Genomic DNA, 24,544 nt, shown 5'->3' on the forward strand with positions numbered 1-24,544 from the left:
CTGCCCACCGGCGCGGGGGGGGCCCTGCGCGCGGGGGGGGGGGGCCGGGGCCCGGCCGCGGGGGGGGGGGGGGGGGGGGGGGGGGGGGGGGGGGGGGCCCCGCCCCGCCCCCCGGCCGGCGCCGGGAGCCGCCCCTGCGCCATGCGGGTGACCTGCTTCGACGCATCCGACATGGCGCCGACGATCAGGTCCTGCAAAGTCTCGATGTCGTCGCGGTCGACGACCTTCGGATCGATCTGAACCGCCACCACCTCGCCGCTGCCCTTCACGGTGACCTTGACCAGCCCGCCGCCGGCCTCGCCGTGCACCTCGGCGTTCGCGAGTTGTTGCTGGGCCTCCAACAGCTTCTGCTGCATCTGCTGCGCCTGGGCGAGCAGCGCCGACATATCGCCTCCGGGTTGCATGACAGTCCCCTCGCATCTCGGTCTCGACTTGGTTTCGCCTGCGCGTATTGGGCGATTCGGAACACCCAGCGTAGACCGCGCGCCGCTACCTTGGCGCCGTGGACCTAGGACTGAGCAGGCGTGTCGGAATCAAAGTGGTGGTCGGCGTGCTGGTTGCTGCGTCGATGATCCTGACCCCCACCGCGCGAGCGGTTCCCTCCAACATCGCCGGCATGGTGGTCTTCATCGACCCCGGCCACAACGGCTCCAACGACGCGTCCATCACCCGTCAGGTGCCCACCGGCCGGGGCGGCACGAAGGATTGCCAGGCCAGCGGGACGTCGACCAACAGCGGCTACCCGGAGCACACCTTCACGTGGGACACCGCGCTGCGGGTGCGCGCCGCGCTGAACGCCCTCGGTGTGCGGACCGCGATGTCGCGCGGCAACGACACCGGGCTGGGTCCCTGCGTCGACGCGCGCGCCAACGCGGCGAACGCGATGCATCCCAACGCGGTCCTGAGCATCCACGCCGACGGTGGGCCGCCGTCCGGCCGCGGTTTCCACGTCAACTACTCGGCCCCGCCGCTCAACCAGGCGCAGGCCGGGCCGTCGGTGCAGTACGCCAGGATCATGCGTGACCAGATGCAGGCCTCGGGCATCCCGCCCGCCAACTACATCGGCCAGGACGGCCTCTACGGGCGCGCGGATCTGGCGGGCCTGAACCTGGCGCAGTACCCGTCGATCCTGGTCGAGTGCGGCAACATGAAGAACCCGGCCGATTCCGCGCTGATGGAGTCGGCCGAGGGCCGGCAGAAGTACGCCGACGCGCTCGTCCGCGGCGTCGCGGGCTTCCTGGCGACCCAGGGCCAGGCCCGCTAGCTCTCCAGCTCCTTCTTCAGGTTGGCCAGCACCTCGCCCTGAATCCTCTTCAAACCCAGTGGCGCAAAGGTCTTTTCGAAGAAGCCCTTGACGCCGCCCGCGCCGTTCCACGTCGTCTTGACCGTGACGCTCGAGCCGGGCCCGGCCGGAGCGACCGTCCAGTTGGTCAGCATGGACGAGTTCGCGTCCTTCTCGATGACGGTGTGGCCGGCGACGTCGACGTCGACCTGGACGTCACGCACGCGCGACTTGGTGGCCTGCAGCCTCCACTTCGCGACCGTGCCCGCGCCCTGGCCGCCCTGCAGCACCTGGTAGTCGCTGTACTGCGGGGACAGGATTTTCGGACGAACGGTCTGATAGTCGGCGACCGCGGCGAGGGTCGCCGCGGGGTCGGCGTTGATCAATATGGTGCTGTCGGCGCTTACCTGTCCCAAGGCACTCCCCTTTTGTGGTCCTCGTGTTGCATGCGCCCGCGCTCGGGTGCATGGGCTGTCGCCGAAGACTAGGGTATATGTGGTGCCTGTCGGTGGATCTGCACTCTCGGCTCACGCTGCGGGCGTCGAACGGTTGATGGCGAGCTATCGTTCCATCCCGGCGACGTCCGTCGTCCGGCTAGCCAAACCCACCTCAAACCTGTTCCGCGACCGCGCGAAACGCGATGCGCGCGGCCTGGACACCTCAGGCCTGACCGGTGTCTTGTCGGTCGATCCGGAAGCGCGCACCGCCGACGTCGCGGGCATGTGCACCTACGAAGACCTGGTGGCCGCGACTCTGCCGTACGGACTTTCGCCACTGGTGGTACCGCAATTGAAGACGATCACCCTCGGCGGGGCGGTCAGCGGGTTGGGTATCGAGTCGGCGTCGTTCCGCAACGGCCTGCCGCATGAATCGGTACTGGAGATGGACATCCTCACCGGCACCGGCGAATTGGTCACCGCCTCGCGCGAGGAGCATTCCGATCTTTTCCGGGCTTTCCCGAATTCCTATGGCACGCTGGGGTATTCGACCCGTCTGCGGATCGAGCTCGAACCCGTCGCGCCGTTTGTGGCGTTGCGGCACGTGCGATTCCGCTCGTTGCCCGACCTCGTCGCGGCGATGGAACGCATCATCGACACCGGCGGGCAGGGCGGCACCCCGGTGGACTACCTCGACGGGGTGGTGTTCAGCCCCGACGAGAGTTACCTCTGCGTGGGCAGGCGAACCACCACGCCCGGACCGGTCAGCGACTACACCGGCAAGGACATCTACTACCAGTCCATCCGCCACGATTCACCCGGTGTCGAGGCCACCAAGGACGACCGCCTGACGATCCACGACTACTTCTGGCGCTGGGACACCGACTGGTTCTGGTGCTCGCGCGCGTTCGGTGCCCAGGACCCACGCATCCGCCGGTGGTGGCCGCGCCGTTACCGGCGCAGCAGCTTCTACTGGAAGCTGGTGGCGCTCGACCAGCGCTACGGCATCGCCGACCGGATCGAGAAACGCAACGGCCGTCCGCCGCGGGAGCGGGTGGTGCAGGACGTCGAGGTGCCGGTCGAGCGGACCTGCGAGTTCCTCGAATGGTTCCTGGGCAACGTGCCGATCACCCCGATCTGGCTGTGCCCGCTGCGGCTGCGCGACAACGAAGGCTGGCCCCTCTATCCGATGCGACCCGACCACACCTACGTCAACGTCGGGTTCTGGTCGTCGGTCCCCGCCACCGGCACCGAAGGCGCCACCAACCGCTCGATCGAGAAGAAGGTGAGCGAGCTCGACGGACACAAGTCGCTGTACTCCGACTCCTTTTACACCCGCGAGGAGTTTGACGAGCTCTACGGCGGGGAGGCATACAACACGGTCAAGAAGACCTACGATCCCGACTCACGGCTCCTCGATCTCTACGCGAAGGCGGTGCAACGGCGATGACCACGACAAAAGCTTCGAGCCGCGCCACAACCGGCAAGTTCAGCATGGCGGAGGTGCTCGAGATCTTCGCCGCAACCGGGCGTCACCCGCTCAAGTTCACGGCCTACGACGGCAGCACCGCCGGCAGCGAGGACGCCGAGCTGGGCCTGGACCTGCGCACGCCCCGCGGGGCCACCTATCTGGCCACGGCCCCCGGCGAGCTCGGCCTGGCCCGCGCGTACGTGTCGGGTGACCTCGAGGTCACGGGCGTCCATCCCGGTGATCCGTACGAGTTGCTCAAGACGCTGACCGACCGGGTTCAGTTCAAGCGCCCGCCGGCGCGGGTGCTCGCCAACGTCGTGCGGTCCATCGGGGTCGAGCGCCTGGTGCCGGTCGCTCCCCCGCCTCAGGAGGCGCCTCCGCGGTGGCGCCGCGTCGCCGACGGGTTGATGCACAGCAAGACACGTGACGCCGAGGCCATCCACCACCACTACGACGTGTCGAACACCTTCTACGAGTGGGTGCTCGGCCCGTCGATGACCTACACCTGCGCGGTGTATCCCCACGCCGACGCCACCCTGGAAGAGGCGCAGGAGAACAAGTACCGGCTGGTGTTCGACAAGCTGCGGCTGCGGGCCGGCGACCGGCTGCTCGACGTCGGCTGCGGCTGGGGCGGCATGGTCCGGTACGCGGCGCGACGCGGCGTGCGCGTCATCGGCGCCACGCTGTCGGCCGAACAGGCCGCCTGGGCGCGCGCGGCCATCGCCGCCGAGGGGCTGCAGGAGCTGGCCGAGGTGCGGCATTCCGACTACCGCGACGTCGGCGAGTCGGACTTCGACGCCGTGTCGTCGATCGGCTTGACCGAGCACATCGGCGTCAAGAACTATCCCGCCTACTTCGGCTTCCTCAAGTCGAAGCTGCGGACCGGCGGCCTGCTGCTCAACCACTGCATCACCCGCCACGACAACAAGTCGACGTCGTTCGCGGGCGGCTTCACCGACCGCTACGTCTTCCCGGACGGGGAGCTGACCGGCTCCGGGCGGATCACCAGCGAAATCCAGGACATCGGGTTCGAGGTGGTGCACGCCGAGAACTTCCGGCACCACTACGCGATGACGCTGCGGGACTGGAACCGCAACCTGGTGGCGCACTGGGACGAGGCGGTCGCGGAGGTCGGTCTGGCCACCGCCAAGGTGTGGGGCCTGTACATGGCCGCCTCGCGGGTGGCGTTCGAGCAGAACAACCTGCAGTTGCACCACGTGCTGGCGGCGAACGTCGACCCGCGCGGCGGCGACGAGCTGCCACTTCGCCCGTGGTGGACGGCTTAGCCGCCTAGCTGCCGTCTATCCGCCGCGCGCCCAGCTCGTTCTGCAGCAGTTCCAGTGCAGCCTCTTCGGGGTCGCGGCGGGGCACTGAGGGGTCGCTGCGGCCCGCCTCGGCCAGCATGTGTTCCTCTTCGTCACGCTGGGCCGCGTCGACCGCGGCGACGGGTTCCTCGGGTTGCGGCGGCGCGGGGGCCGGTTCGGCGGGCGCGGGACCGCCCGCCTCGCAACGCACCCGCCAGTTGACGCCCAAGGCGTCCTTGAGCGCTTCGGCGATGACGTCGGCGTTGCGCTGCTCGCACAGCCGCTTGGCCAGCGGCGCCGACGCGTGGGTCAGCACGAGAGTGTTGTCCTCGACCGCGCGGACCGTGGCCCCGGCCAGCATCACCTCGGTGGTGCGGCTGCGCTGGCGCACCTTGTCGCGCACCGTCGGCCACATCGTCCGCACCGCTGACGCGTTGAGCTCGCCGGGGGCAGCGACCGGCTCGAAAACCGGCTCGGGCGCGGGAGGCTCGGGCGCGGGAGCCGGCTCGGGCTCCGGGGCCGGCTTGGGTGCGCGCCGGGGCTCGGCCTTCGGTTCGGGCGCCCGTCGCGGCGGCGGCGCGGGCTGGGCGACGGGGGTTGGGGCGTCCTGCGGTACCGAGATGGCCAGCCGGGTCTCGATCCGCTCGACGCGTTGCAGCAGCGCCGATTCGGCGTCGCTGGCCGACGGCAGCAGCAACCGCGCGCAGACGACCTCCAGGAGCAGCCGCGGCGCCGTCGCCCCGCGCATCTCCCCCAGACCGGCCTGCACCACCTCGGCGTAGCGGGTCAGCGTGCCGGGGCCGATCCGGGCCGCCTGATCGCGCATCCGGTCCAGCACGTCCTCGGGCGCATCCACCACGCCGCGGCTCGCCGCGTCGGGAACGGCCTGTAGCAGCAGCAGGTCGCGGAACCGCTCCAGCAGGTCGGTGGCGAAGCGCCGCGGGTCATGGCCGGCGTCGATCACGGACTCGACCGCTCCGAACAACGCGGCGGCGTCCGACGCGGCGAGGGCGTCGACGGCGTCGTCGATCAGCGCGACGTCGGTGGCGCCCAGCAGACCCAGCGCGCGCGGGTACGTCACATGGGCGTTCTCCGCGCCCGCCAGGAGCTGATCCAGCACCGACAGCGTGTCGCGGGGCGAGCCGCCGCCGGCCCGGATCACCAGCGGGTACACCGCGTCGTCGACGACGACGTTCTCCTGCTCGCAGATGCGCCCGATCAGCGCGCGCATGGTCTTGGGCGGCAGCAGCCGGAACGGGTAGTGGTGGGTGCGCGACCGGATCGTCGGCAGCACCTTCTCCGGCTCGGTGGTCGCGAAGATGAAGATGAGGTGTTCGGGCGGCTCCTCGACGATCTTGAGCAGCGCGTTGAAGCCCGCGGTGGTCACCATGTGGGCCTCGTCGATGATGAACACGCGGTAGCGGGACTGCGCCGGGGCGTAGAAGGCGCGGTCGCGCAGCTCGCGGGTGTCGTCCACGCCGCCGTGGCTGGCGGCGTCGAGCTCGACGACGTCGATGCTGCCCGGCGCGTTGGGGGCGAGCGCCTGGCAGGAATCGCAGACCCCGCACGGAGTGGCCGTCGGCCCCTGCACACAGTTCAGGGAACGGGCCAGGATGCGCGCCGAGGACGTCTTCCCGCAGCCGCGCGGCCCGGAGAACAGGTAGGCGTGGTTGATCCGGCCGGCCTCCAGCGCGATGGACAGCGGTTCGGTGACATGCTCCTGTCCCACCACCTCGGCGAACGTCGCCGGTCGGTACTTCCGGTAGAGGGCCACGGTCAGCAGGCTACCGACGACCGGTGACGAAGGCCCGCCGGGCGTCGAACGTGAACTGAGGGCGGGTTTTCGGCGATTTTGCCGCCCTCAGCTCACGCTGGATGCGGCGGACACCAGCAGCGACTCGGAGGCCGCCAGCAAGGCGCAGGTCGCGAGCCCGTCGACGGCGTCGCGCAGATCCGGCAGCGACGGGAAGGTCGGCGCGATGCGAATGTTCTTGTCGTCGGGGTCCTTGCGGTACGGGAACGACGCGCCCGCCTCGGTCACCGCGATGCCGGCGTCCTTGGCCAAGGCGACCGTCCGCCGCGCCGTCCCGGGCAGCACGTCGAGGCTGATGAAGTAGCCGCCCTTGGGGTCGGTCCAGGACGCGATCTTCGCCTCGCTCAGCCGCTGGTCCAGGATTTCCAGGGCCAGCGCGAACTTCGGCGCCAGGATCTGCTGGTGGCGGAGCATGTGCAGGCGCACACCGTCCGCGTCGCCGAAGAAGCGCAGGTGCCGCAGCTGGTTGACCTTGTCCGGACCGATCGACTTCTTCCCCGCGTATTGCAGATACCAGGCGATGTTGCCTAGCGATCCGCCAAGGAAACTGACACCGGCCCCGGCGAACGTGATCTTCGACGTCGAGGCGAAGACGTAGGGCCGATTCGGGTTGCCCGCCTTGGCCGCCAGGCCCAGGACGTCGACCTGGCGGATGAAGTCGTGGGTGAGGGTGTGCACGGCGTACGCGTTGTCCCAGAACAACCGGAAGTCCGGTGCGGCGGTCTGCATCTGGACCAGCCGGCGGACCGTCTCCCAGGAGTACGTGACGCCGGTCGGGTTGCCGAACACCGGGACGGCCCACATGCCCTTGATGGCCGGGTCGACGGCAACGAGCTCTTCGATGAGGTCGACGTCGGGACCGTCGGCCAGCGTCGGGACGGGGATCATCTCGACGCCCATGGTCTCGGTGATGGCGAAGTGGCGGTCGTAGCCGGGCACCGGGCACAGGAACTTGACGGTCGCCTCGTCCTTCCACGGCCGCGGCGAGTCGACGCCGCCGTAGAGCATCGAGAACGCGACCAGGTCGTGCATCAGCTCGAGGCTGGAGTTGTTGCCGGCGATCAGGTTCTGGACGGGGATCCCGAGCAGCTCGCCGAAGATCGCGCGCAGTTCCGGCAGGCCGTGCAGCCCGCCGTAGTTGCGGGTGTCGGTGCCCTCGCCGTCGCGGAAGTCGTCGCCCGGGAGGCTCAGCAGCTGGTTGGACAGGTCGAGCTGCTCGGGCGCGGGCTTGCCGCGCGTCAGGTCCAGCGCCAGCTTCTTGGCCTGCAGATCCGCGTAGTCCTGCTGGTTGCGGGCGTGCACGGCCGCAAGTTCTTGCATGCCGAGGGAATCGAACGACACGGACTGCCTTTCGCTGCATATCTACGGTGGCGATCGCAAGCGCGGCGGTGGGGGTACCCCCGCGAAGCTGGGGGACCGGGCGCTGCGGGTCGCCACCCAAACACTAAGGGGACCCCGCGCACCCGACAGAGCCCATTGACCCTTGCTGCCTTCCGGCCCTGGGGGAGTTCACAGGATAGACGCCGCGCGGGGTCCTCCGGCGAGTCTAATACCTGACCGAAAGCGACTACCGAGGGCGGCCGTGAGGCGCTCGGCTACCATGGCCACGGAGGATTCGCCTAGTGGCCTATGGCGCTCGCCTGGAACGCGGGTTGGGTTAACAGCCCTCGCGGGTTCAAATCCCGCATCCTCCGCCAGTTGTCCGCCACGCGGACATGCACGATATGGGTTCGCAATCGGGTCGGTCCCCTTTAGGCTCGCGTGAACCGACCGGCATGAGGAGGGGTATGGGCCGCAAGGTCGCCATACTGTGGCACGCGTCGTTTTCCATCGCGGCCGGCGTCCTCTACTTCTTCTTCGTGCTGCCCCGCTGGCACGAGTTGATGGGTGACACCAGCCATGGGCTCGGCACGACGCTTCGGATTGTCACGGGCGCGCTGATCGCGCTGGCCGCGCTGCCAGTGGTGTTCACGCTGCTGCGGACCCGCAAGCCGGAGCTGGGCACCCCGCAACTGGCCCTGTCGATCAGGCTGTGGTCGATCGTGGCCCATGTGCTGTCGGGCGTGCTGATCATCGGCACCGCCATCAGCGAGATCTGGCTGAGCCTCGACACCGCCGGGCGGTACCTGTTCGCGGTCTACGGCGCCGCCGCAGCCATCGGTGTCCTCGGGTTCCTCGCGTTCTACCTGTCCTTCGTCGCGGAGCTGCCCCCGCCACCGCCCAAACCGATCAAGCCGAAGAAGGCCAAGGAACCCCGGAAGCGAGGCGTTCGCCGCAAGAAGGCCGAGCTCGACGACGTCGACGAGGCCACCGAAGACGACGACTCGGAGACCACCGAGGAGTCGGAGGAGCCCGCGACCGTCGAGGCCGATGCTCCCGACGCGATCGAGGCGACCGAGGAAGCCGAACCGGCCGAGGCGGAAGAGGCGGCTGAGGAGCCCACCGAGGCCACCGCCGACACCAGCGAGGCGGCGGACGAAACGGCCGAGACGGACGAGGACACGGACGAGCCCCGCAGCGGGCTGCGCAACCGCCGCCCGACCGGCAAGGGCACCCACCGCATGCGCCGCCGGCGCACCCGGGGCGGCGTGGCGGTCGACGAGGCCCCCGCCGAATAGGTCAGTCGCGGCGCCGAAGGCGCTCGACGTAGTCGGCCAGGTGCCGCCGGGTTTCGTCGGCGCCCCACATCCGGCTCACCTCGGCGTCCACGGCGCCGCCGGCACGGATCCGCGAAATCGTCGGCGCCCGCAGCTGCGACTTGGTGTGGCGGTAGGCCTCGGCGGGGATGCCGGCGAGGTCGGTCGCCTCGGCCACGGCCGCCTCCACGAGGTCGTCGGTGACGACCCGATGCGCGAGCCCGGCCGCGACGGCCTCGGGCCCGCGGTAGGTGCGGCCCCCGAGCAGAACCTCTTCGACCCGGTCGCCGCACGCGTGGCGCATCACCTCGAGCGCGGCGACGGGAAACGGCACGCCCACACGCACCTCGGAGGCCCCGATCTGGGCCTCGGGGGCGGCGAGGCGCCGGTCGCAGGCGCACGCGAGTACGCACCCGCCCGCGATGGCGGCGCCGTTGACCGCTGCGACGGTCGGAGCGGGATAGCAGAACAGCGCCTCGAATGCGGCGGACAGCGCGGGGATCAGTCGGTCCGTGTACTCGGCGCCCCCCTGCACCACACGGTTGAGGTCGACCCCGGCGCTGAAGACGCGCCCCTCCCCGGTGACGACCAGCGCGCCGGCTCCCGCGCGCGCCAGGTCGCCGACTGCGAGGGTGAGCTCCTCGAGCAGCTCGACGTCGAGGGCGTTGACGCGGCCCGACGACAGCGAGAGCACCTGAACGCTTCCGGCCGTGTGGACTTCGATCATCATCGGCTCGCTACGGCGAGGACGACGGGGATGTCGGTGTTCTCGTCGGTGTGGTAGCTGGCGCACACGCGGTGGTAGCCGTCGGCGATCTGCAGCGGCACCCCGGTCACGAAGTCGCCGCGTACCAGCAGGATGGGCGAGAGCGGTTGCCCCTTCTTGACCTTGGCGAGGTCGGCGGCGACGTGCGGATTGTCCTCGGGCAGCAGGCTCAGCTGCGCCGCCCGCAGGATGTCCTTGGCTTTCTTGTGCACGATGCCCCCGGCCCGCAGCCGCTGCGTCAACTCGTCGACGGTATGTGAATCCGCAAGCAGGGCAAGGTAATCGGCGGCCGCAGGAAAGTCGTGGGCCTCGGGTTTGTCCAACCACTTGACGCTGGGCACTGCGGGTCTCCCTTCATCGCGCCGACACCGAGGCAGCCTACCGACTGCGGCGACGGAATTTGGGATCGGTAGCGGCCCCGACGATCTGTACTTGCTCCCATGTCGACGCCATTGGGGCGGCGCATGAGGAAAGGGAATCTCGGTGAAACGTCTTCTCGCGGCTGCGATCGGAACACTTGGCTGCGCCACGGCTTCGCTGGCGCTGGTGGGTTGCTCGGACGGCGGCCACACGGCCGGCCCGGCCTCGAGCACGGCACCCAGCGTGGCCACCGGCACGGGCGCGCAGGTGAAGGTGGGCGGCACCGACCTGGCGGGCGTCGATCCCGCTTCGGTGACGTGCGTCAAGACCGGCGGCAAGATCAACATCGGCAGCGGGTCCACCGGCGGTCGGCAGGCGCTGGCCGTCGTCATGACCGACGAGGCGACCCCCAAGGTCGAGTCGCTGGCGCTCGTCGTCGACGGCAACGCGCTGTCGGTCGCCAACAACATGGGCGCCAAGGTCGGATCGGCCAACGTGGCGGTGGACGGCAAGACCTACACCATCACCGGCCAGGCGCAGGGCGCCGACCTGAAGAACCCGATGGCCGGGATGATCACCAAGGACTTCAACATCAAGGTGTCCTGCGGGTGATCGGTTGAACTCCGGAGCGGCGGACGTGCCCCCCAACGTCCGCCGCTCCGGCTTATGATGCTGCCGTGTCGATCCCCGGTGAACTGGAGCGCGCACGTCACCTGGCGTTCGCCGCCGACGAGGCCGGCGCCCGGGACCTGCTGCTGTCCCTGATACCCGGGATCGAGCGTGAGGACCGTGACGACCTGATGCTGGAAGTGCTTGCCCAGCTTGGCGACATCTATCTCGCCCGCGGGGCGCACGACGGGGTGCGTGAGTCGGTCCTGCGCATCCGCGACTGCCTCGCCACCTACGCCGCGATCGCCGCCGGCGCCATGCCCGAAGCCGCCGGGCGGGTACGCATGTCGGATGCCGAAGTGGCGCACATGACGTGCCGCTACTCGCGTCGGGCCGGGTTCCTGGAGACGGGCCTGGCCGCGGCGCTGGGGGACCACGAGGGCGCCGCGACCGCGCTCGCGGCACTCGACGACATGGGATCGGACGAGTTCGGCGACCTCGCAGACGAATTCGCATCTCTGCGGTGTCACGCGCGCGTGCTCTGTGCGACCGCGCTCTGCGACGACGATCTGCACGTACGCTCGGTTCCGTTGTGGGACGAGGTACTTCGCACTCTGGAGGACGCCCGCTGCCCCGACCACCTCAGGGTGTCCGCGGCCACCGCGTACGGCAGGTTCTGCGTCGAAACCGGACGACTGGCGGACGCCGAGCCGTGGCTGCGTCGCGCCGAGGCCCGGGCAGAAGCGAACGGCTGGGAATTGGCCAGAGCCACCGCTCAATTGGAGCGCGCCGCGGGGTGCTGGGCGGCGAACGACCACACGACGACCGAGCGGCTGGTTTCGGAGGCCTACCCGGTGATCGCCCGTTACGCCCGCGCGCACGACATGGCCCGGTGCTGGCTCTACCAGGGCCTGACCCGGCTGGGGTCCGGCGCGCTCGAGGCGGCCGACGAGTGCTGGCAGCACGCCGAGCGGCACTGGCGGGAGTTGGGCAAGCCGTTGTACCTGCACCGGATTTTGTTGCAGCGCAGTTGGATTCCGATCTTCTGGGGCCGCTTCGCGACGGCGGTCGAGCTGATCGCCCAGGCGCGCGAGGTGCTCGACTCGTCGCCGCGCAGCACGTGGCTGCAGTACGCCAGGCTCGACAACCACCTGGGCACCGTGTGGCGCGCGGACGCGCTGACCGACCTCGGCTTCGACGCCTCCGGCGACCCGGACGAGACGCTGCAGGAAACCGAAGCGCGGCAGGCCGAGTCGCTCGGCGTCCTCGTCGGCGAGGTCGGCACGCCGGAGTATCACCGCGGGCTGGCCAAGCTCGAACAGGCCGCCGAACTGAAGGTGCCGGCGGCCCTGGCGGTGGACTCGGTGCGGTATGCGATCGCCGACCCCGACGCGCGGGCGCGCTGGGCGGCCGGCGTGGCCGCGCCGATGCTGGCCGGCGCCTTCGCCGTGGCGTGGGAGTGGGAGAACACCCAACTGGTCAGCGAGCTCGTCGAATACCACAGCGCCCGAGGGACATTCGATACCGAGGCGAAAGGGCCGGCCTCCGGTGAATGGGCGTCGACGGCCACCGCGGCGGTGCCCGTGGACGCCGCCGATGCCCTTGCCGCGGCCGCCCCACCCGTGCGGGGAGCGGGGGTGCTGACAAGGCTCGGGCCGCTGCCCCCGCTGCAGATGCAGCCGGACGCGCCGCCGATCCTCAGTCACTACCGTGGGCTGGCATTCGAACGCTACGGTCGCGAGGTCACCGCGGCCGAGCCCGCCTGGTCGACGTGGCCGTGAGCGAGCGCCTGACGCTGGTCCTGCGGTACGCCGACCTCGGCATCGCCACCTACGCCAGCCTGCGTATCGTCGGGCAGCCCGCGCGGACGGTCACCTGGGTGGTCGAGGAACCCATTCTGCTGGCGGCGCTGCAGGAGCTCACCGACGCCCTGCCCGAGCCGCACGGCGGCGAGACCCTGCGCGACGCGATCGAAAGGGCCTTGACCCGGGGAGCTTTCGCCCGGCCCGACACCGAGCTCACGGTGGCCTACATCCTCGGCGTGCTGTTGATCGGGGCGGCCGGGTGGCAGCTGCTGACCGAGTGCGCGGCGACGCCGCGCGCGACGCTGTTCGTGTCGCCCAGTGCGCGGCTTGCGCGGGTCCCGTGGGGCCTGCTGTCCCTGCCGAAGTCGGGTCCGAGCAAGGAAGAGCTGGTGCGCGCCCGCCAGGAGGCGATTACGCCCGACGGCCGGGTGGCCGCGCGTATCCCGTGGCAGCTGGCCGACATTCGCGAACACACCGACGGGTATCGGCTCATGGAGATGGTGGACGTGCTGATGGCGCCCCCCCAGAACATCGTGCACTCCGCGCGGGCGGCGGCGCGCTGGGACGACAGGAAGGGCCACCCGCCCGCGCTCGTCCTGGATCCGCGGGTGCCCGGCCAGCTGCCGGACTCCCCGCTCGGCTCGGTCCTCGGGCGGCCCTCGCCGCAGACACCGCTGGCGCTGCATTACACCGACCTGATGCGGCGCCGCCCCGTGTTGCCCGCCGTCGACGGTGCGGTGGATCTGTTCCGCCGCCGCGACGCCGACCGCACCTGGCTGCAGACGCTCCTGGCGCAGGCGCCCAGCCGGCTGGTGTACGTCGGCCACGCCAGCTCGGCCGAGGGGCGGGCGGACCGCGCCGCCCTGCATCTGGCCTGTACGGCCGCGGCGCCGGGCGACGCCGAGCCCATCGGCGACCACCGGCCGCTGACGGCGTCCGACCTGATGTCCTCGAAGGTGCCGATGCCGCCGCGCGTCGCCATGCTGGCGTGCGGTTCGGGCGGCGACTACCAGTTCGACGAGGCCACCGGCCTGGTGGCGGCCGTGATCCTGGCCGGGGCCCAGGTGGTGACCGCCACGCTATGGTCGCTGCCGACCACCGCGGCGTATCGGCAATTCGCGGGCGGATCGAGCGACCCGATGTCGGACCTCGTCATCGCCGTGGACACCGCACACCAGGAGGCCGACGCCGGTTGCGCGGTGAACCGGTGGCAGCGCGCGCAGATGCGGCGCTGGCGCGACGGCGACACCGCCGCCAGCCCGCTGTACTGGGCGGCCCTGGTCACGTTCACCGTGGACGGCGCGCGGTAGCTCAAACCGCGACCGGCCAGGAGGCGTGCACGGCCAGCACGTCGTCGGGCAACGAGAGTTGTTCTCGCGCAGCGGGATCGAACGCCACCAGCACGACGAGTCCCGGGCGCAGCATCGACAGGTCCGGCCCGTCGCCGCAGCGGGCCAGTTTGCCGATGAACGTCTCCCCCGACACGGCCACCACCTCGACGAAGACCTGTCGCTCGTCGGCGGCGGTCGCGCGGACGGTGCCGACCCCGACGGTGCGGCCGTGCGATGCCCGACGCCGGGCGGACACGAAGCGGCGGGCGCGTTCTGCGAGCCTGGTCAGCGAATTCATGCGACCAGAATCGCGACGCCGGCCGGCTACCGAACCCAACTTTTCGGCTGCCGGATTCTCGGCGATCCCCCTATCCTGTCCAGATGAGCGCGGATTCGCCGGTGGCGACTGCCATCGCGGGGGGGCATCCCCGCCGGTCGGTCATCGACCGGGCGTGGCGGGCGATCGGCCCCGGCGTGGAGGTGCTCAGCAGCGACGACGGCGGCCCGTTGACCCGCACCGTCAAGCGCATCATCGACCCGTTGGTGCTCCGGCTGCGCTCGAATCCCCAGTACTCCGCCCCGGTCGTCACGCCGGATACGGCCACGGCGATGCACGACCTGATCGTCGGGAGCGGCAGCGAGTTACGTTCGGCCGCAGCATGGTTCGAGGCTCTCAAGCTGGAGCGCCGCAGGCAGCGGATTCGCACGGGGAACGCCCAGGAGCTGTACTTCCCGGTGTGCTTCGAGCTGGCGGTCACCAAGGGGCCGCCCGGGCCGCACGACCACCAGACGGCCGCCGCCGTGCTCGCCGACATCCACCAGGGCCGCGACCGCACCGCGATCGAGGTGTTGCACGAATACGTGGCCGACCCAGGCGTTGTCGCCACGCTGGTCGAACAGCTCGACCGCAGTTGGCGCGACGTGCAACCGGGCGAGACGGTGACCGGCCCGTTCCTGGCCGAGCTCGCCACGGTGCTGGGGCCGGCGCACGGCCACAGTGCCACGACGGCCCGGCAGCGGGTGTGGTCGGCCATGATCGCCGACGCCACCCCCTACAACCTCGGCGCGCTGGCCCACACCGAATCGGACGCGCTGCCGTGGTCGATCGTCGAGCTCGGGCTGAGTTCGGCTGCCCCGCAACGACAGCCGTGCATCGCCGGCGGCTCCGACAGCGACCGGCCCCTGGACCGCACCGTCGTGGACCGGGTGCGGGGGACGCTGCGGCGCGCGCTGGATCGCGACGCGCTGCCCGACATCCCGCTGCTGTGCGAAGAAGAGGTCGACCGCGCGTGCGCGCCGTGGGGTCTGCTGAGCGAGGACAAGCAGGCCACGCTGGTCGCAGGCATCGAGGTCGCGGTCGATCTCGCGCCGCTGGACCAATCCGTATGCAGCCGTTACGCGTTGGGCGCGCAGATTCAGGCGCGCCTGCGCAAGGAGGCGTACGTGCTGCACGCCCGGCGCTACCTCGCCGAGGGCGGCCCGATCCATCCCCGGCAGCGGCAGGTGGTCGAGGACCTCGCCGCGTACGCCCAGCCGTACCTCAGCCGGCTGTGGGCGCGCCTGCATGGGCGCGACGTGTGGCAGGAACCCTGTGACGACGTCGACGACGTGCGGTCGCTGCTCGAGGGGGTAGCGCGGTCGGTGAGCCTCGACCACCGGCAGCGCATCAAGGCGATGCTCGAACTGCAGGTGGCCGGATGAGATTGGTCGCCGATTCCGGTCTGTGGAGCACGGGGGCGTCACCCGGCGCGACGCCGCTGGTCGCGGTTCTGGAGGTCAGTGGCGCCGTCCTGTCCTGGGTCGTCGACGAGCGACCGGACAACGCGCCCGTCGGGATCACGTTCACCGATGTGGTCCGGGCGGACTGGCTTTGGCGTGTCGTCGGCGACGCCGGGCACGTCGCCATCGCCTCCGCCGTGGCCGGGGTCGACGAACCCGGCGGCCTGGACATCGCCGGCGTCGACATCTCGCCGTCGGCCGTCGCACCTCTGCGCAGGCTCGCCGTCGGGCACTGGTTGCGGCGGTGGTGGCCCGCCAGCGGCCGCGATGCGATCCCGCTTCTCGACCACGCGCTGCTCGACGCCGAGATCGCGTTGCTCACCGCGCGCGCGCAGGGCTACTTCTCCGACGACACGCTCGATTCGGACGTGACCGAACTGCTCGCCCCGCACGGCGCCGCGTTGCTGGCACACGTGCGTGACGGCGACCCCCGGGTGATCGAATTGATCCGCGCGGCAGCGGAATTGGCCGACGAGGTCGGCGTCGAAGGCCCCGAGTGGGCGGACCTGTTGTCCGCCCTGGACGATCCGGTTCCCCTCGCGGAACCGGCGGGCGGGCGCCGCGACGACTACGCGCTGGCCGCCGGGCGCGACGGTGGCCCACCCGGCGCCGCGATAGCCCGCGGCCTCGCGTCCATCACCTGGAGCGCGGTTCCGGCCCAGGTGTTCGACGCGGCCGAGGACACGGTCGAGTGGACGATCGAGGCGGAGGACGGGGCCGCGATCGCGGTCGTGCGGGCGGCGACCGTGGGACCGGGGCGGCCCACCGGCATCGCGGTGCGCCTGCGGTCGGGCGATATCACCGGCGCGGGCGCGCTGGACGCCGACGGTCGCGCCGTCCTGCCACTGGTCGACTCCCGGAACCGGCCGGCCACGGAGGCGGCCGCCTGGGGCCACGATTGGTCGGCGACCTCGGTGCTCGTCGGCGCCGACGCGGCGGAGGAGACGCCCGCCCTGCGCGAGCGGGTCCGCCGGTGGGCACGCGCGCGGATCGACCGGCCGGCCGACGACGCGTTCCTCGCCGAGATCCTGGCGTCGGAGTCGTCCTACTGATCCGAAAATTTCACTCTCGCAGATGAGAGCGCCATTCTCTATGCTGTGCGAGTGCCCAACAAGTATCGAGTCGTGCAATGGAACACCGGAAACGTCGGCAAGAGCTCGCTGCAGTCCATCGCCGGCCATCCGGCGCTGGAACTGGTGGGCTGCTACGCCTGGTCACCGGAGAAGGCCGGCCGCGACGCAGGGGAGCTGGTCGGCATCGCGCCGCTGGGCGTGGCGGCCACCAATGACGTCGACGCGCTGCTCGCGCTGAAGCCGGACTGTGTCGTCTACAACCCGATGTGGATCGACGTCGACGAGCTCGTCCGGATCCTGTCGGCGGGCGTCAACGTCGTGACGACGGCCTCGTTCATCACCGGGGAGAACCTCGGCGACGGACGCGACCGCATCCTCGAGGCGTGCCGGCAGGGCGGGTCGACGATCTTCGGTTCGGGCGTCAGCCCCGGCTTCGCCGAACTGCTCGCCATCGTGTCGGCCATGGTGTGCAACCGGGTCGACAAGGTCACCGTCTTCGAGGCCGCCGACACCACCTTCTACGACTCGCCGGACACCGAGAAGCCGGTGGGCTTCGGCCAGCCCATCGACCACCCCGACCTGCCGGCGATGGCGGCGAAGGGCACCGCCATCTTCGGCGAGGCCGTCCGGCTCGTCGGCGACGCGTTGGGCGTCGACCTCGACGAGGTCCGCTGCGTGGCCGAATTCGCCCAGACGACAGCCGATCTCGAGATGGCGTCGTGGACCATCCCGGCGGGATGCGTGGCCGGCGTGTACATCAGCTGGCAGGGGGTCATCGGCGGCAGGACGGTGATCGACCTCAACGTGCGGTGGCGCAAGGGCCAGACGCTCGAGCCGGATTGGCAGATCGAGCAGGACGGCTGGGTGATCCAGATCGACGGGCAGCCCACGGTGACGACGAAGGTCGGCTTCCTGCCGCCGCCGTACTTCCAGGCCGAGACCATCGCCGACTTCATGGCGCTCGGGCACATCATGACGGCCATGCCCACCATCAACGCGATCCCGGCCGTCGTGGCCGCGCCGCCGGGCATCGCTACGTACACCGACCTGCCGCTGACGCTGCCCCGCGGGCACGTGCCGACCGGCTAGCGCCGGCCCGACACCGCCGCCCGCCGCCGGGCGGGTTTGGCGTACGGCGCGCCGAGGCGCGGGACCTCCACGGGGCCCCGATGCCGGGCCGCGGCGATGGCGTTGCGCAGCGGACCTGCCAGTCCCGCAAACGATCCCATGTCGAACAGCAACGGCGTCAGCAGCCGGTTGTGGACGAAGCCGAAGGCGCTGCCCGATTCGGGATCGGCCCAGCCCAGCGTTCCGCCCAGCCCGACGTGGCCGAACCCGCTGAGCAGACCGGGCACGGGCGTCTCGTGATAGCCCAGGTGAAAAGGCATGGGCACCACCATGTTCGCGTCGGGCCACTTGCGCCGCGCCTGACCCGTCAGGCCCCGCGTCAACTCCGCGGACAGGAACGTCCGGCCGTCGATGCGGCCGTCGTTGGCCAGCGCCGCGTACATCTTGGCCAGGCCGCGGCCGGTCACCACGCCGTTGGCCGCCGGCACCTCGCCGTCCAGGAACGGCGTGTCGCCCTTGAGCAGCGAGACGACGCCGGGAAAGTACATCGCGCCCAGCGCGCCCGAGAAGGGCAGCCCGGCCACCTTGGGCGCGATGAAGTTGAAGACCGGTGCGCGCAGCCTCCCTTGCGGGATCAGGATCTGCGCCGGCTTGGTGGGCGCGTCCTCGGGTGGCCGGCCGAGATGCAGGCCGTCGGTGTCGAGTGGGCGGGCGACCTCCTCGCGGATGAGCTCGCGCATGCCCTTGCCGGTCACGGCCCTGGCGAGGCCCGAGAGGAGCCACCCATAGGTCAGGGCGTGATAGGCCTGGACCCCGCGCAGGTGGTCGACGCGCGCGGCGGCCATGCGCTCCTCCATCGCGACGTGGTCCATCAGCTCCGCCTTGGTGACGCCGCGCAGGTGCGACAGGCCGGAGCGGTGCCGCAGGACGTCGCGCACGGTGATGTCCTGTTTGCCGTTGGCCGCGAACTCGGGCCAGTATTCGGCGACGGGCTCGTCGTAGGACAGCAGGCCCCGGTCGGCCAACCGGTGAATGACGGTGGACGCGACGCCTTTGGTCGCCGAGAACACCATGGCGCCCGTGTCCGCGGTCCAGGGTTGCGTGCCGGCCCGATCCGACCAGCCCGTCCAGACATCGACGACGGGCACGCCGTCGATGAACACGCACAGGGCCCCGCCACCGAACCGGCGGCCGAAGAACAGCCGGGAGAACAGCTTGACGACGTTGGCGAAATGGGGGTCCGCCGCGCCGGAGACACCCCGCGGCAAGCCGTCGTCGGTTACCAGCGGAGCCGTCGCCGTCACCGGATCCCGACCCCCTCGTCGGCCATCACGTCCACGAAGCTATCACCAGGCAACAGACCTGAACAGGCGCCAGTTTTGACGGGCGGGAAACGCCCTCAGGAGGGGAGCGGACCTGGGGGGTCGCGGGGCTTGTCGCCGGGGAGCGGGCCGGGCGGCGCCTCCCGGAGGTACCGCCTCAGGCGAAGCAGTTGATTGGTGACCATGCCGATGCCGAGCAGCACCAGCAGGCCGACCACTGCCACCACGATCGCGGCGCTCATGGTTTCCATCATGACAGGCATCGCGGGTTTCGACCGGACCCTTCGCCGGGTAGACGGGACGAATGAGCACAGAAGACAAGATCAAGAACAAGATTCAGGATGTCGGCGGAAAGGCCAAGGAGGCCGTGGGCAAGGCCACGGGCGACCACGACACCAAGAACGAGGGCCGCGCCGACCAGTCGAAGTCCAGCCTGAAGGACGCGGGCGAGAAGGTGAAGGACGCCTTCAAGAAATAGGCGGGCCACCCGCGAGATTGGGTAACAACGATTGAGGACGCCGTCTTCTGGTAATCCACCGGGGGATGAACGTTTTCACAGAACAGCGTGCGCGGCGGCTGTCGGCATCCTTCGGGGTGGCGGCGGCCGTCGCGTTTTCCGTCGTATCCAGCACGCACGCCCCCTCGGCGTCCGCCGATCCCTGCCCCGACGTTGAGGTGGTGTTCGCCCGTGGTTCGGGCGAACCGCCCGGCGTCGGCGGCATCGGCGGATCGTTCGTCGACGCGCTGCGCCCCCAGCTCGGTTCGAGGTCCCTGGGCGTCTACCCGGTGAATTACCCTGCGAGCACGGACTTTTCGAGCCCCAGTTTTCCGGAGGGGGTGATCGACGGGATCCGTGACGCCAGCGGTCACATCGAGTCCATGGCGGCGAACTGCCCCAAGACCCGGGAGGTGCTCGGCGGGTATTCGCAGGGCGCGGCGGTCGCGGGGTTCGTCACCTCTCAATCGGTGCCGCCCGGCGTCCCCGCCGCTGCGGTGCCCAAGCCGTTGCCGCCCGACGTCGCAAATCACGTCGCCGCCGTCACGCTCTTCGGCACGCCCTCGGACCAGTTCCTGCAGAAGTACGGCGCGCCGACCATCGCCATCGGCGCTCCGTACCAGCCGAAGACGCTGGAGCTGTGCGCCCCGGGCGACGGGATCTGCGGAGGTGGCAACGATCCCGCGGCACACGTGTCGTACGGCATCAACGGCATGACCGGCCAGGCCGCAAACTTCGCCGCCAGCCACCTGTAATCGGTGGGGACCCGCCAGGGCAGAATCGCAGCATGCGCGTTCTGATCACGGGGGGGACCGGGTTTGTGGGCGGCTGGACCGCCAAGGCCGTCGCCGACGCCGGGCACGACGTCCGGTTCCTGGTTCGCACTCCCGACAAGCTCAAGACGTCCGTCGCCCAGCTAGGCGTCGACGTGTCCGACTTCGCCGTCGGGGACATCACCGATCGCGTCTCGGTGCGGGAGGCGCTCACCGGGTGCGACGCCGTCGTGCACAGCGCCGCGCTGGTCGCGACGGACCCGCGACAGACGGCCGAGATGCTCGCGACCAACATGCAAGGCGCCCAGAACGTGCTCGGGCAGTCCGTCGAACTTGGGCTGGACCCCATCGTTCACGTGTCGAGCTTCAGCGCGCTGTTCCACCCGGGCCTGGAGACGCTGACGGCGGACCTGCCGGTCGTCGGCGGCGCGGACGGATACGGAACGTCCAAGGCGCAGGTGGAGATCTACGCGCGCGGGCTGCAGGATGCGGGTGCGCCGGTGGACATCACCTACCCGGGAATGGTCATCGGCCCGCCCGTCGGCGACCAGTTCGGCGAGGCCGGCGAGGGTGTCAAGGCGGCCGTGCAGATGCACGCGATCCCGGGCCGCAGCGCGGCGTGGTTGATCGTCGACGTGCGCGACCTGGCCGCGCTGCACGCGGCGCTGCTCGAGCCGGGCCGCGGCCCGCGCCGCTACATGGCGGGCGGCCATCGGGTGCCGGCCGCCGAGCTGGCGAACCTGCTCGGCCAGGTCGCCGGGACGCCGATGGTCTCGGTCCCGATCCCTGACACCGCCCTGCGCGTCGCCGGGGCGGTGATGGACCGGGCGGGGCGCTTCCTGCCTTTCGACACGCCGATCACCTGGGCGGGCATGCAGTACTACACGCAGATGCCCGCGTCGGACGATTCGCCCAGCGAACGCGAACTCGGCATCAGCTACCGGGACCCGCTGGAGACCCTGACCGACACCTTCGAGGCCCTGCGCGCCGCCGGCTGAACGCCCCGAGGACCTAAGACTGCACGGCCGGGGCCGTAAGGCCCTCGCCTGCCGCGCTCCGCGGGGCGACCATCACCGCAAGGTTCGGATTGTCGTGCCGCCGAAACCTCGGACAGGAGCCTCGTGATGACGAAAACCATTCCGCCACTGGATCTTTCGTGGCTCTTGATCGAGTCACCGGCCGGCACCACGCATGTCGGGGCGATGATGCTGTTCAAGAAGCCGGCAGGTCGCAGGCCCGTCGTCCGCGAGATCGTGGAGGCCTACCGGGCCTGTTCTCCCACGCCGCCGTTCAACTACGTCCCGGAGCTTCTGGTCAAGGGCGCGCCCCACTTCCGCGAGGTGACGAACTGGGATCCGCATTACCACGTCGGGCACCTGGCGCTGCCCGCCCATGCGTCCTACGACGACCTGCTCCGGCTCGTGGCCGAACTTCATGAGCCCCAACTGGACCGGGACCGGCCCCTGTTTCGCTGCTGGGTCATCGACGGCGTGCCGAACCGGATGTTCGCCATCTACACCAAAACCCACCACTCGATCATCGACGGCGAATCGGGCCTCAAGCGCATCTACGCCGGCCTCAGCACATCGGACGCGCCCACCATCCCCACCCCCGCCTTCGCGCTCGACGCGCCCGCGCCCGCGCCGCACCCGCGGTCGCATCTGGCCGAGAAGATCGCCGACGCGATTCGTGGCGCCATCAGCGGCGCCGGCACGCTCAACCAGGTCTCGGTGAGCGCCGTGCGCAAGGTTCTCGCCGGCGCACTGGGGTCCCACCTCGAGGGCAGCCTCCCGTTCGCGGCGCAGCACGCCCCGACGAACGCGCCGCTCACCATCGGGCGTCGATTCGCGACGCTGTCCCTGCCCCTCGCCGAGATGCAGGCCGTCGGCCGGCACTTCGGCGCGACGCTGAACGACGTGGCCGTCACGGTCGTCGATGCCGGCTTGCACGCCTACCTGCGCGAGAACGGGCGCGCCTACGGGCACCCGTTCATCGCCATGTGCCCGGTGTCGCTGCGCAGCGCCGGCGACGAGACCATCGGCACCCGGGTGTCCGCGATCTTCGCACGACTCGGGGAGCCCGACGTCGACGCGGCGGAGCGGCTGCGCCAAGTGGTCGAGTCGGTCGCCGCCTGCAAGAAGGAACTCGCCCACATGTCCAGTAGCGCCGCGATGACCTACGCGGCCGGGCTCGTGGCGCTCGCGGGCATGGGCACCGCGACGCACCTGGATCGCATCACGCACCCGGCCTGCAACCTGGTCGTGTCCAACGTCGCGGGGGCCAAGGAACCGCGGTACCTCAACGGCGCGCGCTTGCTGGGTCTCTACCCGGTGTCGGCCCTCGCGGCCTCGATCGGGCTCAACGCCACTCTGGCCTCCTACCACGACAGCATGAACTTCGGATTCGTCGGCAACGCGGCCGCGTTCGACGACCTGTCACGACTCGCCGCCCACACCCGGCGGGCCTACGACGAGCTCAGGGAGGCGGCCGGTATCTCGTCGGCGTCGCGAAAGCGCGCCGCGACGGCGTCTTAGCGCAGCGGGCTCGGGTTGTGCCATCCTGCGTCTGTGTTCGCTCTCCCGGCGGGTGCGGTGAAGGCGAGGTGGACCCGGCAGGCTCCGACCGGGCGCGAGCCATAGTCAAGCAACGGAGGATCGACCAGTGAAGAGTGTCACCTGCACCAACGCCAAGCTCGAGGTCGTGGACCTGCCGACCCCGACACCCGCCAAGGGCCAGTTGCTGATCGAGGTCCTCAGGTGCGGGATCTGCGGGTCCGATCTGCATGCGCGCCACCACTGCGACGAGCTCGCCGACGTGATGGCCGAGTCCGGCTACGACGCGTTCATGCGATCGGACCAACAGGTGGTGTTCGGTCACGAGTTCTGCGGTGAGGTGCTCGACTACGGGCCGGGCACCCGCAAGGCTCCCCGGCCCGGAACGACGGTCGTGGCGCTGCCGCTGCTGCGCCGCGGCAAGGAGGTGCACGGGATCGGGCTGTCGACCATGGCGCCGGGGGCCTACGCCGAACGGCTACTGGTCGAGCAGTCGCTGACGCTCCCCGTCCCGAACGGGTTGTCCCCCGAGATCGCCGCGCTCACCGAGCCGATGGCCGTCGGCTGGCACGCCGTCCGGCGCGGCGAGGTGAAGAAGGGCGATGTCGCCATCGTCATCGGTTGCGGCCCAATCGGTCTCGCGGTGATCTGCATGCTCAAGGCGCACGGCGTGCGCACCGTCGTCGCCAGCGACTTCTCGCCGGGCCGGCGCGCGTTGGCGACGGCGTGCGGCGCCGATATCGTCGTCGACCCAGCCCAGGATTCGCCCTACGCGACCGAGGCCGGCCGGAAACACCTGCGAGGCATCCTCGAGGCGTTCGACCTTGCGGTCGGCACGATCGAGAAGGTGCAACGGCTGCGGCTGCCGTGGTGGCACGTGTGGCGCGCCGCCGAAGCGGCCGGCGCGGCGACGCCGAAGCATCCCGTCGTCTTCGAATGCGTCGGCGTCCCGGGCATCATCGACGGCATCATCGCCGCCGCGCCCCTGTTCTCGCGCGTCGTCGTGGTCGGCGTGTGCATGGGCTCCGACCACATCCGGCCGGCCATGGCCATCAATAAGGAAATTGACCTGCGCTTCGTCCTCGGCTACACGCCACTGGAATTCCGGGACACGCTGCACATGCTCGCCGACGGCAAGGTCAACGTGGCCCCGCTGATCACGGGAACGGTCGGGTTGCCGGGTGTCGCGGCCGCATTCGACGCGCTCGGCGATCCCGAGGCACACGCGAAGATCCTGATCGATCCCAGGAGCGACGCTAGCCGGCCGGCTTGATCTCCAGCCCCACATGCACCTTGTCGATGCCGCCACGCACGATTGAGTGCGCGTAGAACCACCAGGCGTGGTACCAGTACCGCTTCAGCACGGCGTTGTAGACGCGGCGGGTCTCCGACTTCGGCAGCACCCGCGCGACGCCTTCGACCGGCTCGCTCTTCGGTTTGCCCAGCGACCCACTGCGCGCGATCGTGACTCGCGGCGTGTTGTTGATCCGCTTCACCTTCCACGAGCCGTCGTCAGTGATGACCAGGAGCTTGTCACCCTCGGGCACGCCCCAGATCGCCGTCGGCTTCGGCCGGCCGTCCTTGGTGAACGTCGTCAGGAGCAGATACTTGGACTGAATGACATCGGTGAAGCTGGCAGCCATTGTTCCTTCACTTTCTGAACCGTT

Annotated in this window: 25 protein-coding genes, 1 tRNA gene and 1 other RNA gene; 16 read left to right on the forward strand and 11 right to left on the reverse strand. The window is 70.3% G+C overall.

Features of this window, described 5'->3' with window-relative positions; all coding sequences use genetic code 11:
• Positions 1–404: YbaB/EbfC family nucleoid-associated protein (locus GPY60_RS18480; RefSeq protein WP_156689144.1), on the reverse strand; the 404-nt coding region annotated here is incomplete at its 3' end.
• A gap of 98 nt (positions 405–502) precedes the next feature.
• Here GPY60_RS18480 and GPY60_RS18485 point away from each other — a divergent pair.
• Positions 503–1,264, forward strand: coding sequence for an Rv3717 family N-acetylmuramoyl-L-alanine amidase (locus tag GPY60_RS18485; RefSeq protein ID WP_197283733.1), 762 nt, complete (start codon positions 503–505; stop codon positions 1,262–1,264).
• Here the strand turns inward: GPY60_RS18485 and GPY60_RS18490 are convergent.
• A complete protein-coding gene (locus GPY60_RS18490; protein WP_156689145.1) occupies positions 1,261–1,698 on the reverse strand; it encodes an SRPBCC family protein in 438 nt (145 codons plus the stop codon). The genes GPY60_RS18485 and GPY60_RS18490 overlap by 4 nt on opposite strands.
• Before the next feature lie 136 nt (positions 1,699–1,834).
• On the opposite strand from GPY60_RS18490, the gene GPY60_RS18495 reads away from it, so the two are divergent.
• Complete coding sequence (locus tag GPY60_RS18495; RefSeq protein ID WP_197283734.1) at positions 1,835–3,169, forward strand: FAD-binding oxidoreductase; 1,335 nt, start codon at positions 1,835–1,837, stop codon at positions 3,167–3,169.
• On the forward strand, positions 3,166–4,476 hold the full coding sequence (locus GPY60_RS18500) for a class I SAM-dependent methyltransferase (RefSeq protein WP_197283735.1): 1,311 nt from the start codon (positions 3,166–3,168) through the stop codon (positions 4,474–4,476). The genes GPY60_RS18495 and GPY60_RS18500 overlap by 4 nt, the downstream gene beginning before the upstream one ends.
• A gap of 4 nt (positions 4,477–4,480) precedes the next feature.
• On the opposite strand, the gene GPY60_RS18505 is transcribed toward GPY60_RS18500, so the two are convergent.
• The 3 genes from GPY60_RS18505 to ffs all read right to left on the reverse strand — a co-directional run bounded on the left by GPY60_RS18505 (position 4,481) and on the right by ffs (position 7,847).
• Entirely contained in the window at positions 4,481–6,268 is a 1,788-nt protein-coding gene (locus tag GPY60_RS18505; RefSeq protein ID WP_156689147.1) for a DNA polymerase III subunits gamma/tau, read from the reverse strand.
• An 87-nt stretch (positions 6,269–6,355) separates the two neighbouring features.
• Positions 6,356–7,648, reverse strand: a complete 1,293-nt coding sequence (locus GPY60_RS18510; RefSeq protein ID WP_156689148.1) for an aminotransferase class I/II-fold pyridoxal phosphate-dependent enzyme — start codon at positions 7,646–7,648, stop codon at positions 6,356–6,358.
• 102 nt (positions 7,649–7,750) lie between these two features.
• Positions 7,751–7,847, reverse strand: an RNA gene (gene ffs / locus GPY60_RS18515) — signal recognition particle sRNA small type.
• A 68-nt stretch (positions 7,848–7,915) separates the two neighbouring features.
• Between ffs and GPY60_RS18520 the strand changes: the two genes are divergently transcribed.
• Positions 7,916–8,004 (forward strand) — tRNA-Ser (locus tag GPY60_RS18520).
• Positions 8,005–8,094: 90 nt separating this feature from the next.
• Complete coding sequence (locus tag GPY60_RS18525) at positions 8,095–8,925, forward strand: hypothetical protein (protein ID WP_156689149.1); 831 nt, start codon at positions 8,095–8,097, stop codon at positions 8,923–8,925.
• A 1-nt stretch (position 8,926) separates the two neighbouring features.
• On the opposite strand, the gene GPY60_RS18530 is transcribed toward GPY60_RS18525, so the two are convergent.
• Together GPY60_RS18530 and GPY60_RS18535 are read right to left on the reverse strand one after the other, a co-directional pair.
• Positions 8,927–9,670 (reverse strand): enoyl-CoA hydratase/isomerase family protein, encoded by a 744-nt coding sequence (locus GPY60_RS18530; RefSeq protein ID WP_156689150.1) that lies wholly within the window; start codon positions 9,668–9,670, stop codon positions 8,927–8,929.
• Positions 9,670–10,050 (reverse strand): hypothetical protein, encoded by a 381-nt coding sequence (locus GPY60_RS18535; RefSeq protein ID WP_156689151.1) that lies wholly within the window; start codon positions 10,048–10,050, stop codon positions 9,670–9,672. The genes GPY60_RS18530 and GPY60_RS18535 overlap by 1 nt, the downstream gene beginning before the upstream one ends.
• A gap of 142 nt (positions 10,051–10,192) precedes the next feature.
• On the opposite strand from GPY60_RS18535, the gene GPY60_RS18540 reads away from it, so the two are divergent.
• The 3 genes from GPY60_RS18540 (at position 10,193) to GPY60_RS18550 (ending at position 13,793) form a co-directional block, all read left to right on the forward strand.
• Positions 10,193–10,681, forward strand: coding sequence for a lipoprotein LpqH (locus GPY60_RS18540; protein ID WP_156689152.1), 489 nt, complete (start codon positions 10,193–10,195; stop codon positions 10,679–10,681).
• 65 nt (positions 10,682–10,746) lie between these two features.
• Positions 10,747–12,459, forward strand: a complete 1,713-nt coding sequence (locus tag GPY60_RS18545; RefSeq protein ID WP_156689153.1) for a hypothetical protein — start codon at positions 10,747–10,749, stop codon at positions 12,457–12,459.
• A complete protein-coding gene (locus tag GPY60_RS18550; RefSeq protein ID WP_156689154.1) occupies positions 12,450–13,793 on the forward strand; it encodes a CHAT domain-containing protein in 1,344 nt (447 codons plus the stop codon). Before GPY60_RS18545 ends, GPY60_RS18550 begins: the two co-directional genes overlap by 10 nt.
• Before the next feature lies 1 nt (position 13,794).
• On the opposite strand, the gene GPY60_RS18555 is transcribed toward GPY60_RS18550, so the two are convergent.
• On the reverse strand, positions 13,795–14,151 hold the full coding sequence (locus GPY60_RS18555; protein WP_156689155.1) for a hypothetical protein: 357 nt from the start codon (positions 14,149–14,151) through the stop codon (positions 13,795–13,797).
• Positions 14,152–14,195: 44 nt separating this feature from the next.
• On the opposite strand from GPY60_RS18555, the gene GPY60_RS18560 reads away from it, so the two are divergent.
• The 3 genes from GPY60_RS18560 to GPY60_RS18570 are packed head-to-tail and all read left to right on the forward strand — an operon-like array spanning position 14,196 to position 17,755.
• Entirely contained in the window at positions 14,196–15,515 is a 1,320-nt protein-coding gene (locus GPY60_RS18560) for a hypothetical protein (protein ID WP_156689156.1), read from the forward strand.
• Entirely contained in the window at positions 15,512–16,645 is a 1,134-nt protein-coding gene (locus GPY60_RS18565; RefSeq protein ID WP_156689157.1) for a hypothetical protein, read from the forward strand. Before GPY60_RS18560 ends, GPY60_RS18565 begins: the two co-directional genes overlap by 4 nt.
• 51 nt (positions 16,646–16,696) lie before the next feature.
• Positions 16,697–17,755: an NAD(P)H-dependent amine dehydrogenase family protein gene (locus GPY60_RS18570; RefSeq protein ID WP_156689158.1), complete on the forward strand. Its 1,059-nt coding sequence runs from the start codon at positions 16,697–16,699 to the stop codon at positions 17,753–17,755.
• Here GPY60_RS18570 and GPY60_RS18575 read toward each other — a convergent pair.
• Both GPY60_RS18575 and GPY60_RS18580 read right to left on the reverse strand, forming a co-directional pair.
• A complete protein-coding gene (locus GPY60_RS18575) occupies positions 17,752–19,038 on the reverse strand; it encodes a serine hydrolase domain-containing protein (protein WP_156689159.1) in 1,287 nt (428 codons plus the stop codon). The genes GPY60_RS18570 and GPY60_RS18575 overlap by 4 nt on opposite strands.
• Before the next feature lie 95 nt (positions 19,039–19,133).
• Entirely contained in the window at positions 19,134–19,310 is a 177-nt protein-coding gene (locus GPY60_RS18580) for a hypothetical protein (protein WP_156689160.1), read from the reverse strand.
• 50 nt (positions 19,311–19,360) lie between these two features.
• On the opposite strand from GPY60_RS18580, the gene GPY60_RS18585 reads away from it, so the two are divergent.
• The 5 genes from GPY60_RS18585 to GPY60_RS18605 all read left to right on the forward strand — a co-directional run bounded on the left by GPY60_RS18585 (position 19,361) and on the right by GPY60_RS18605 (position 24,150).
• Positions 19,361–19,534 carry a CsbD family protein gene (locus GPY60_RS18585; RefSeq protein WP_156689161.1) on the forward strand — a complete coding sequence of 58 codons (174 nt, stop codon included), beginning with the start codon at positions 19,361–19,363 and terminating at the stop codon, positions 19,532–19,534.
• Between the two features lie 65 nt (positions 19,535–19,599).
• Positions 19,600–20,307 carry a cutinase family protein gene (locus tag GPY60_RS18590; RefSeq protein ID WP_156689162.1) on the forward strand — a complete coding sequence of 236 codons (708 nt, stop codon included), beginning with the start codon at positions 19,600–19,602 and terminating at the stop codon, positions 20,305–20,307.
• A gap of 32 nt (positions 20,308–20,339) precedes the next feature.
• Complete coding sequence (locus GPY60_RS18595) at positions 20,340–21,323, forward strand: NAD-dependent epimerase/dehydratase family protein (protein WP_156689163.1); 984 nt, start codon at positions 20,340–20,342, stop codon at positions 21,321–21,323.
• Between the two features lie 126 nt (positions 21,324–21,449).
• A complete protein-coding gene (locus GPY60_RS18600) occupies positions 21,450–22,859 on the forward strand; it encodes a wax ester/triacylglycerol synthase family O-acyltransferase (RefSeq protein WP_156689164.1) in 1,410 nt (469 codons plus the stop codon).
• Positions 22,860–22,986: 127 nt separating this feature from the next.
• Positions 22,987–24,150 (forward strand): zinc-binding dehydrogenase, encoded by a 1,164-nt coding sequence (locus tag GPY60_RS18605; RefSeq protein ID WP_156689165.1) that lies wholly within the window; start codon positions 22,987–22,989, stop codon positions 24,148–24,150.
• Here the strand turns inward: GPY60_RS18605 and GPY60_RS18610 are convergent.
• Positions 24,134–24,520, reverse strand: coding sequence for a PPOX class F420-dependent oxidoreductase (locus tag GPY60_RS18610; protein ID WP_156689166.1), 387 nt, complete (start codon positions 24,518–24,520; stop codon positions 24,134–24,136). The two genes, GPY60_RS18605 and GPY60_RS18610, sit on opposite strands and share 17 nt — an antisense overlap.
• Positions 24,521–24,544: the final 24 nt, after the last annotated feature.

This window comes from Mycobacterium sp. Marseille-P9652, assembly GCF_902652685.1.
Taxonomy (GTDB): domain Bacteria; phylum Actinomycetota; class Actinomycetes; order Mycobacteriales; family Mycobacteriaceae; genus Mycobacterium.

Bases quoted from the DNA above. Each gene is read 5' to 3' on its own strand.
- GPY60_RS18610 (WP_156689166.1), bottom strand. From the start codon at position 24,520: ATGGCTGCCAGCTTCACCGATGTCATTCAGTCCAAGTATCTGCTCCTG.
- GPY60_RS18600 (WP_156689164.1), top strand. From the start codon at position 21,450: ATGACGAAAACCATTCCGCCACTGGATCTTTCGTGGCTCTTGATCGAG.
- GPY60_RS18580 (WP_156689160.1), bottom strand. From the start codon at position 19,310: ATGATGGAAACCATGAGCGCCGCGATCGTGGTGGCAGTGGTCGGCCTG.
- GPY60_RS18585 (WP_156689161.1), top strand. From the start codon at position 19,361: ATGAGCACAGAAGACAAGATCAAGAACAAGATTCAGGATGTCGGCGGA.
- GPY60_RS18590 (WP_156689162.1), top strand. From the start codon at position 19,600: ATGAACGTTTTCACAGAACAGCGTGCGCGGCGGCTGTCGGCATCCTTC.
- GPY60_RS18560 (WP_156689156.1), top strand. From the start codon at position 14,196: ATGAGCGCGGATTCGCCGGTGGCGACTGCCATCGCGGGGGGGCATCCC.
- GPY60_RS18500 (WP_197283735.1), top strand. From the start codon at position 3,166: ATGACCACGACAAAAGCTTCGAGCCGCGCCACAACCGGCAAGTTCAGC.
- GPY60_RS18595 (WP_156689163.1), top strand. From the start codon at position 20,340: ATGCGCGTTCTGATCACGGGGGGGACCGGGTTTGTGGGCGGCTGGACC.
- GPY60_RS18565 (WP_156689157.1), top strand. From the start codon at position 15,512: ATGAGATTGGTCGCCGATTCCGGTCTGTGGAGCACGGGGGCGTCACCC.
- GPY60_RS18525 (WP_156689149.1), top strand. From the start codon at position 8,095: ATGGGCCGCAAGGTCGCCATACTGTGGCACGCGTCGTTTTCCATCGCG.
- GPY60_RS18495 (WP_197283734.1), top strand. From the start codon at position 1,835: ATGGCGAGCTATCGTTCCATCCCGGCGACGTCCGTCGTCCGGCTAGCC.
- GPY60_RS18530 (WP_156689150.1), bottom strand. From the start codon at position 9,670: ATGATCGAAGTCCACACGGCCGGAAGCGTTCAGGTGCTCTCGCTGTCG.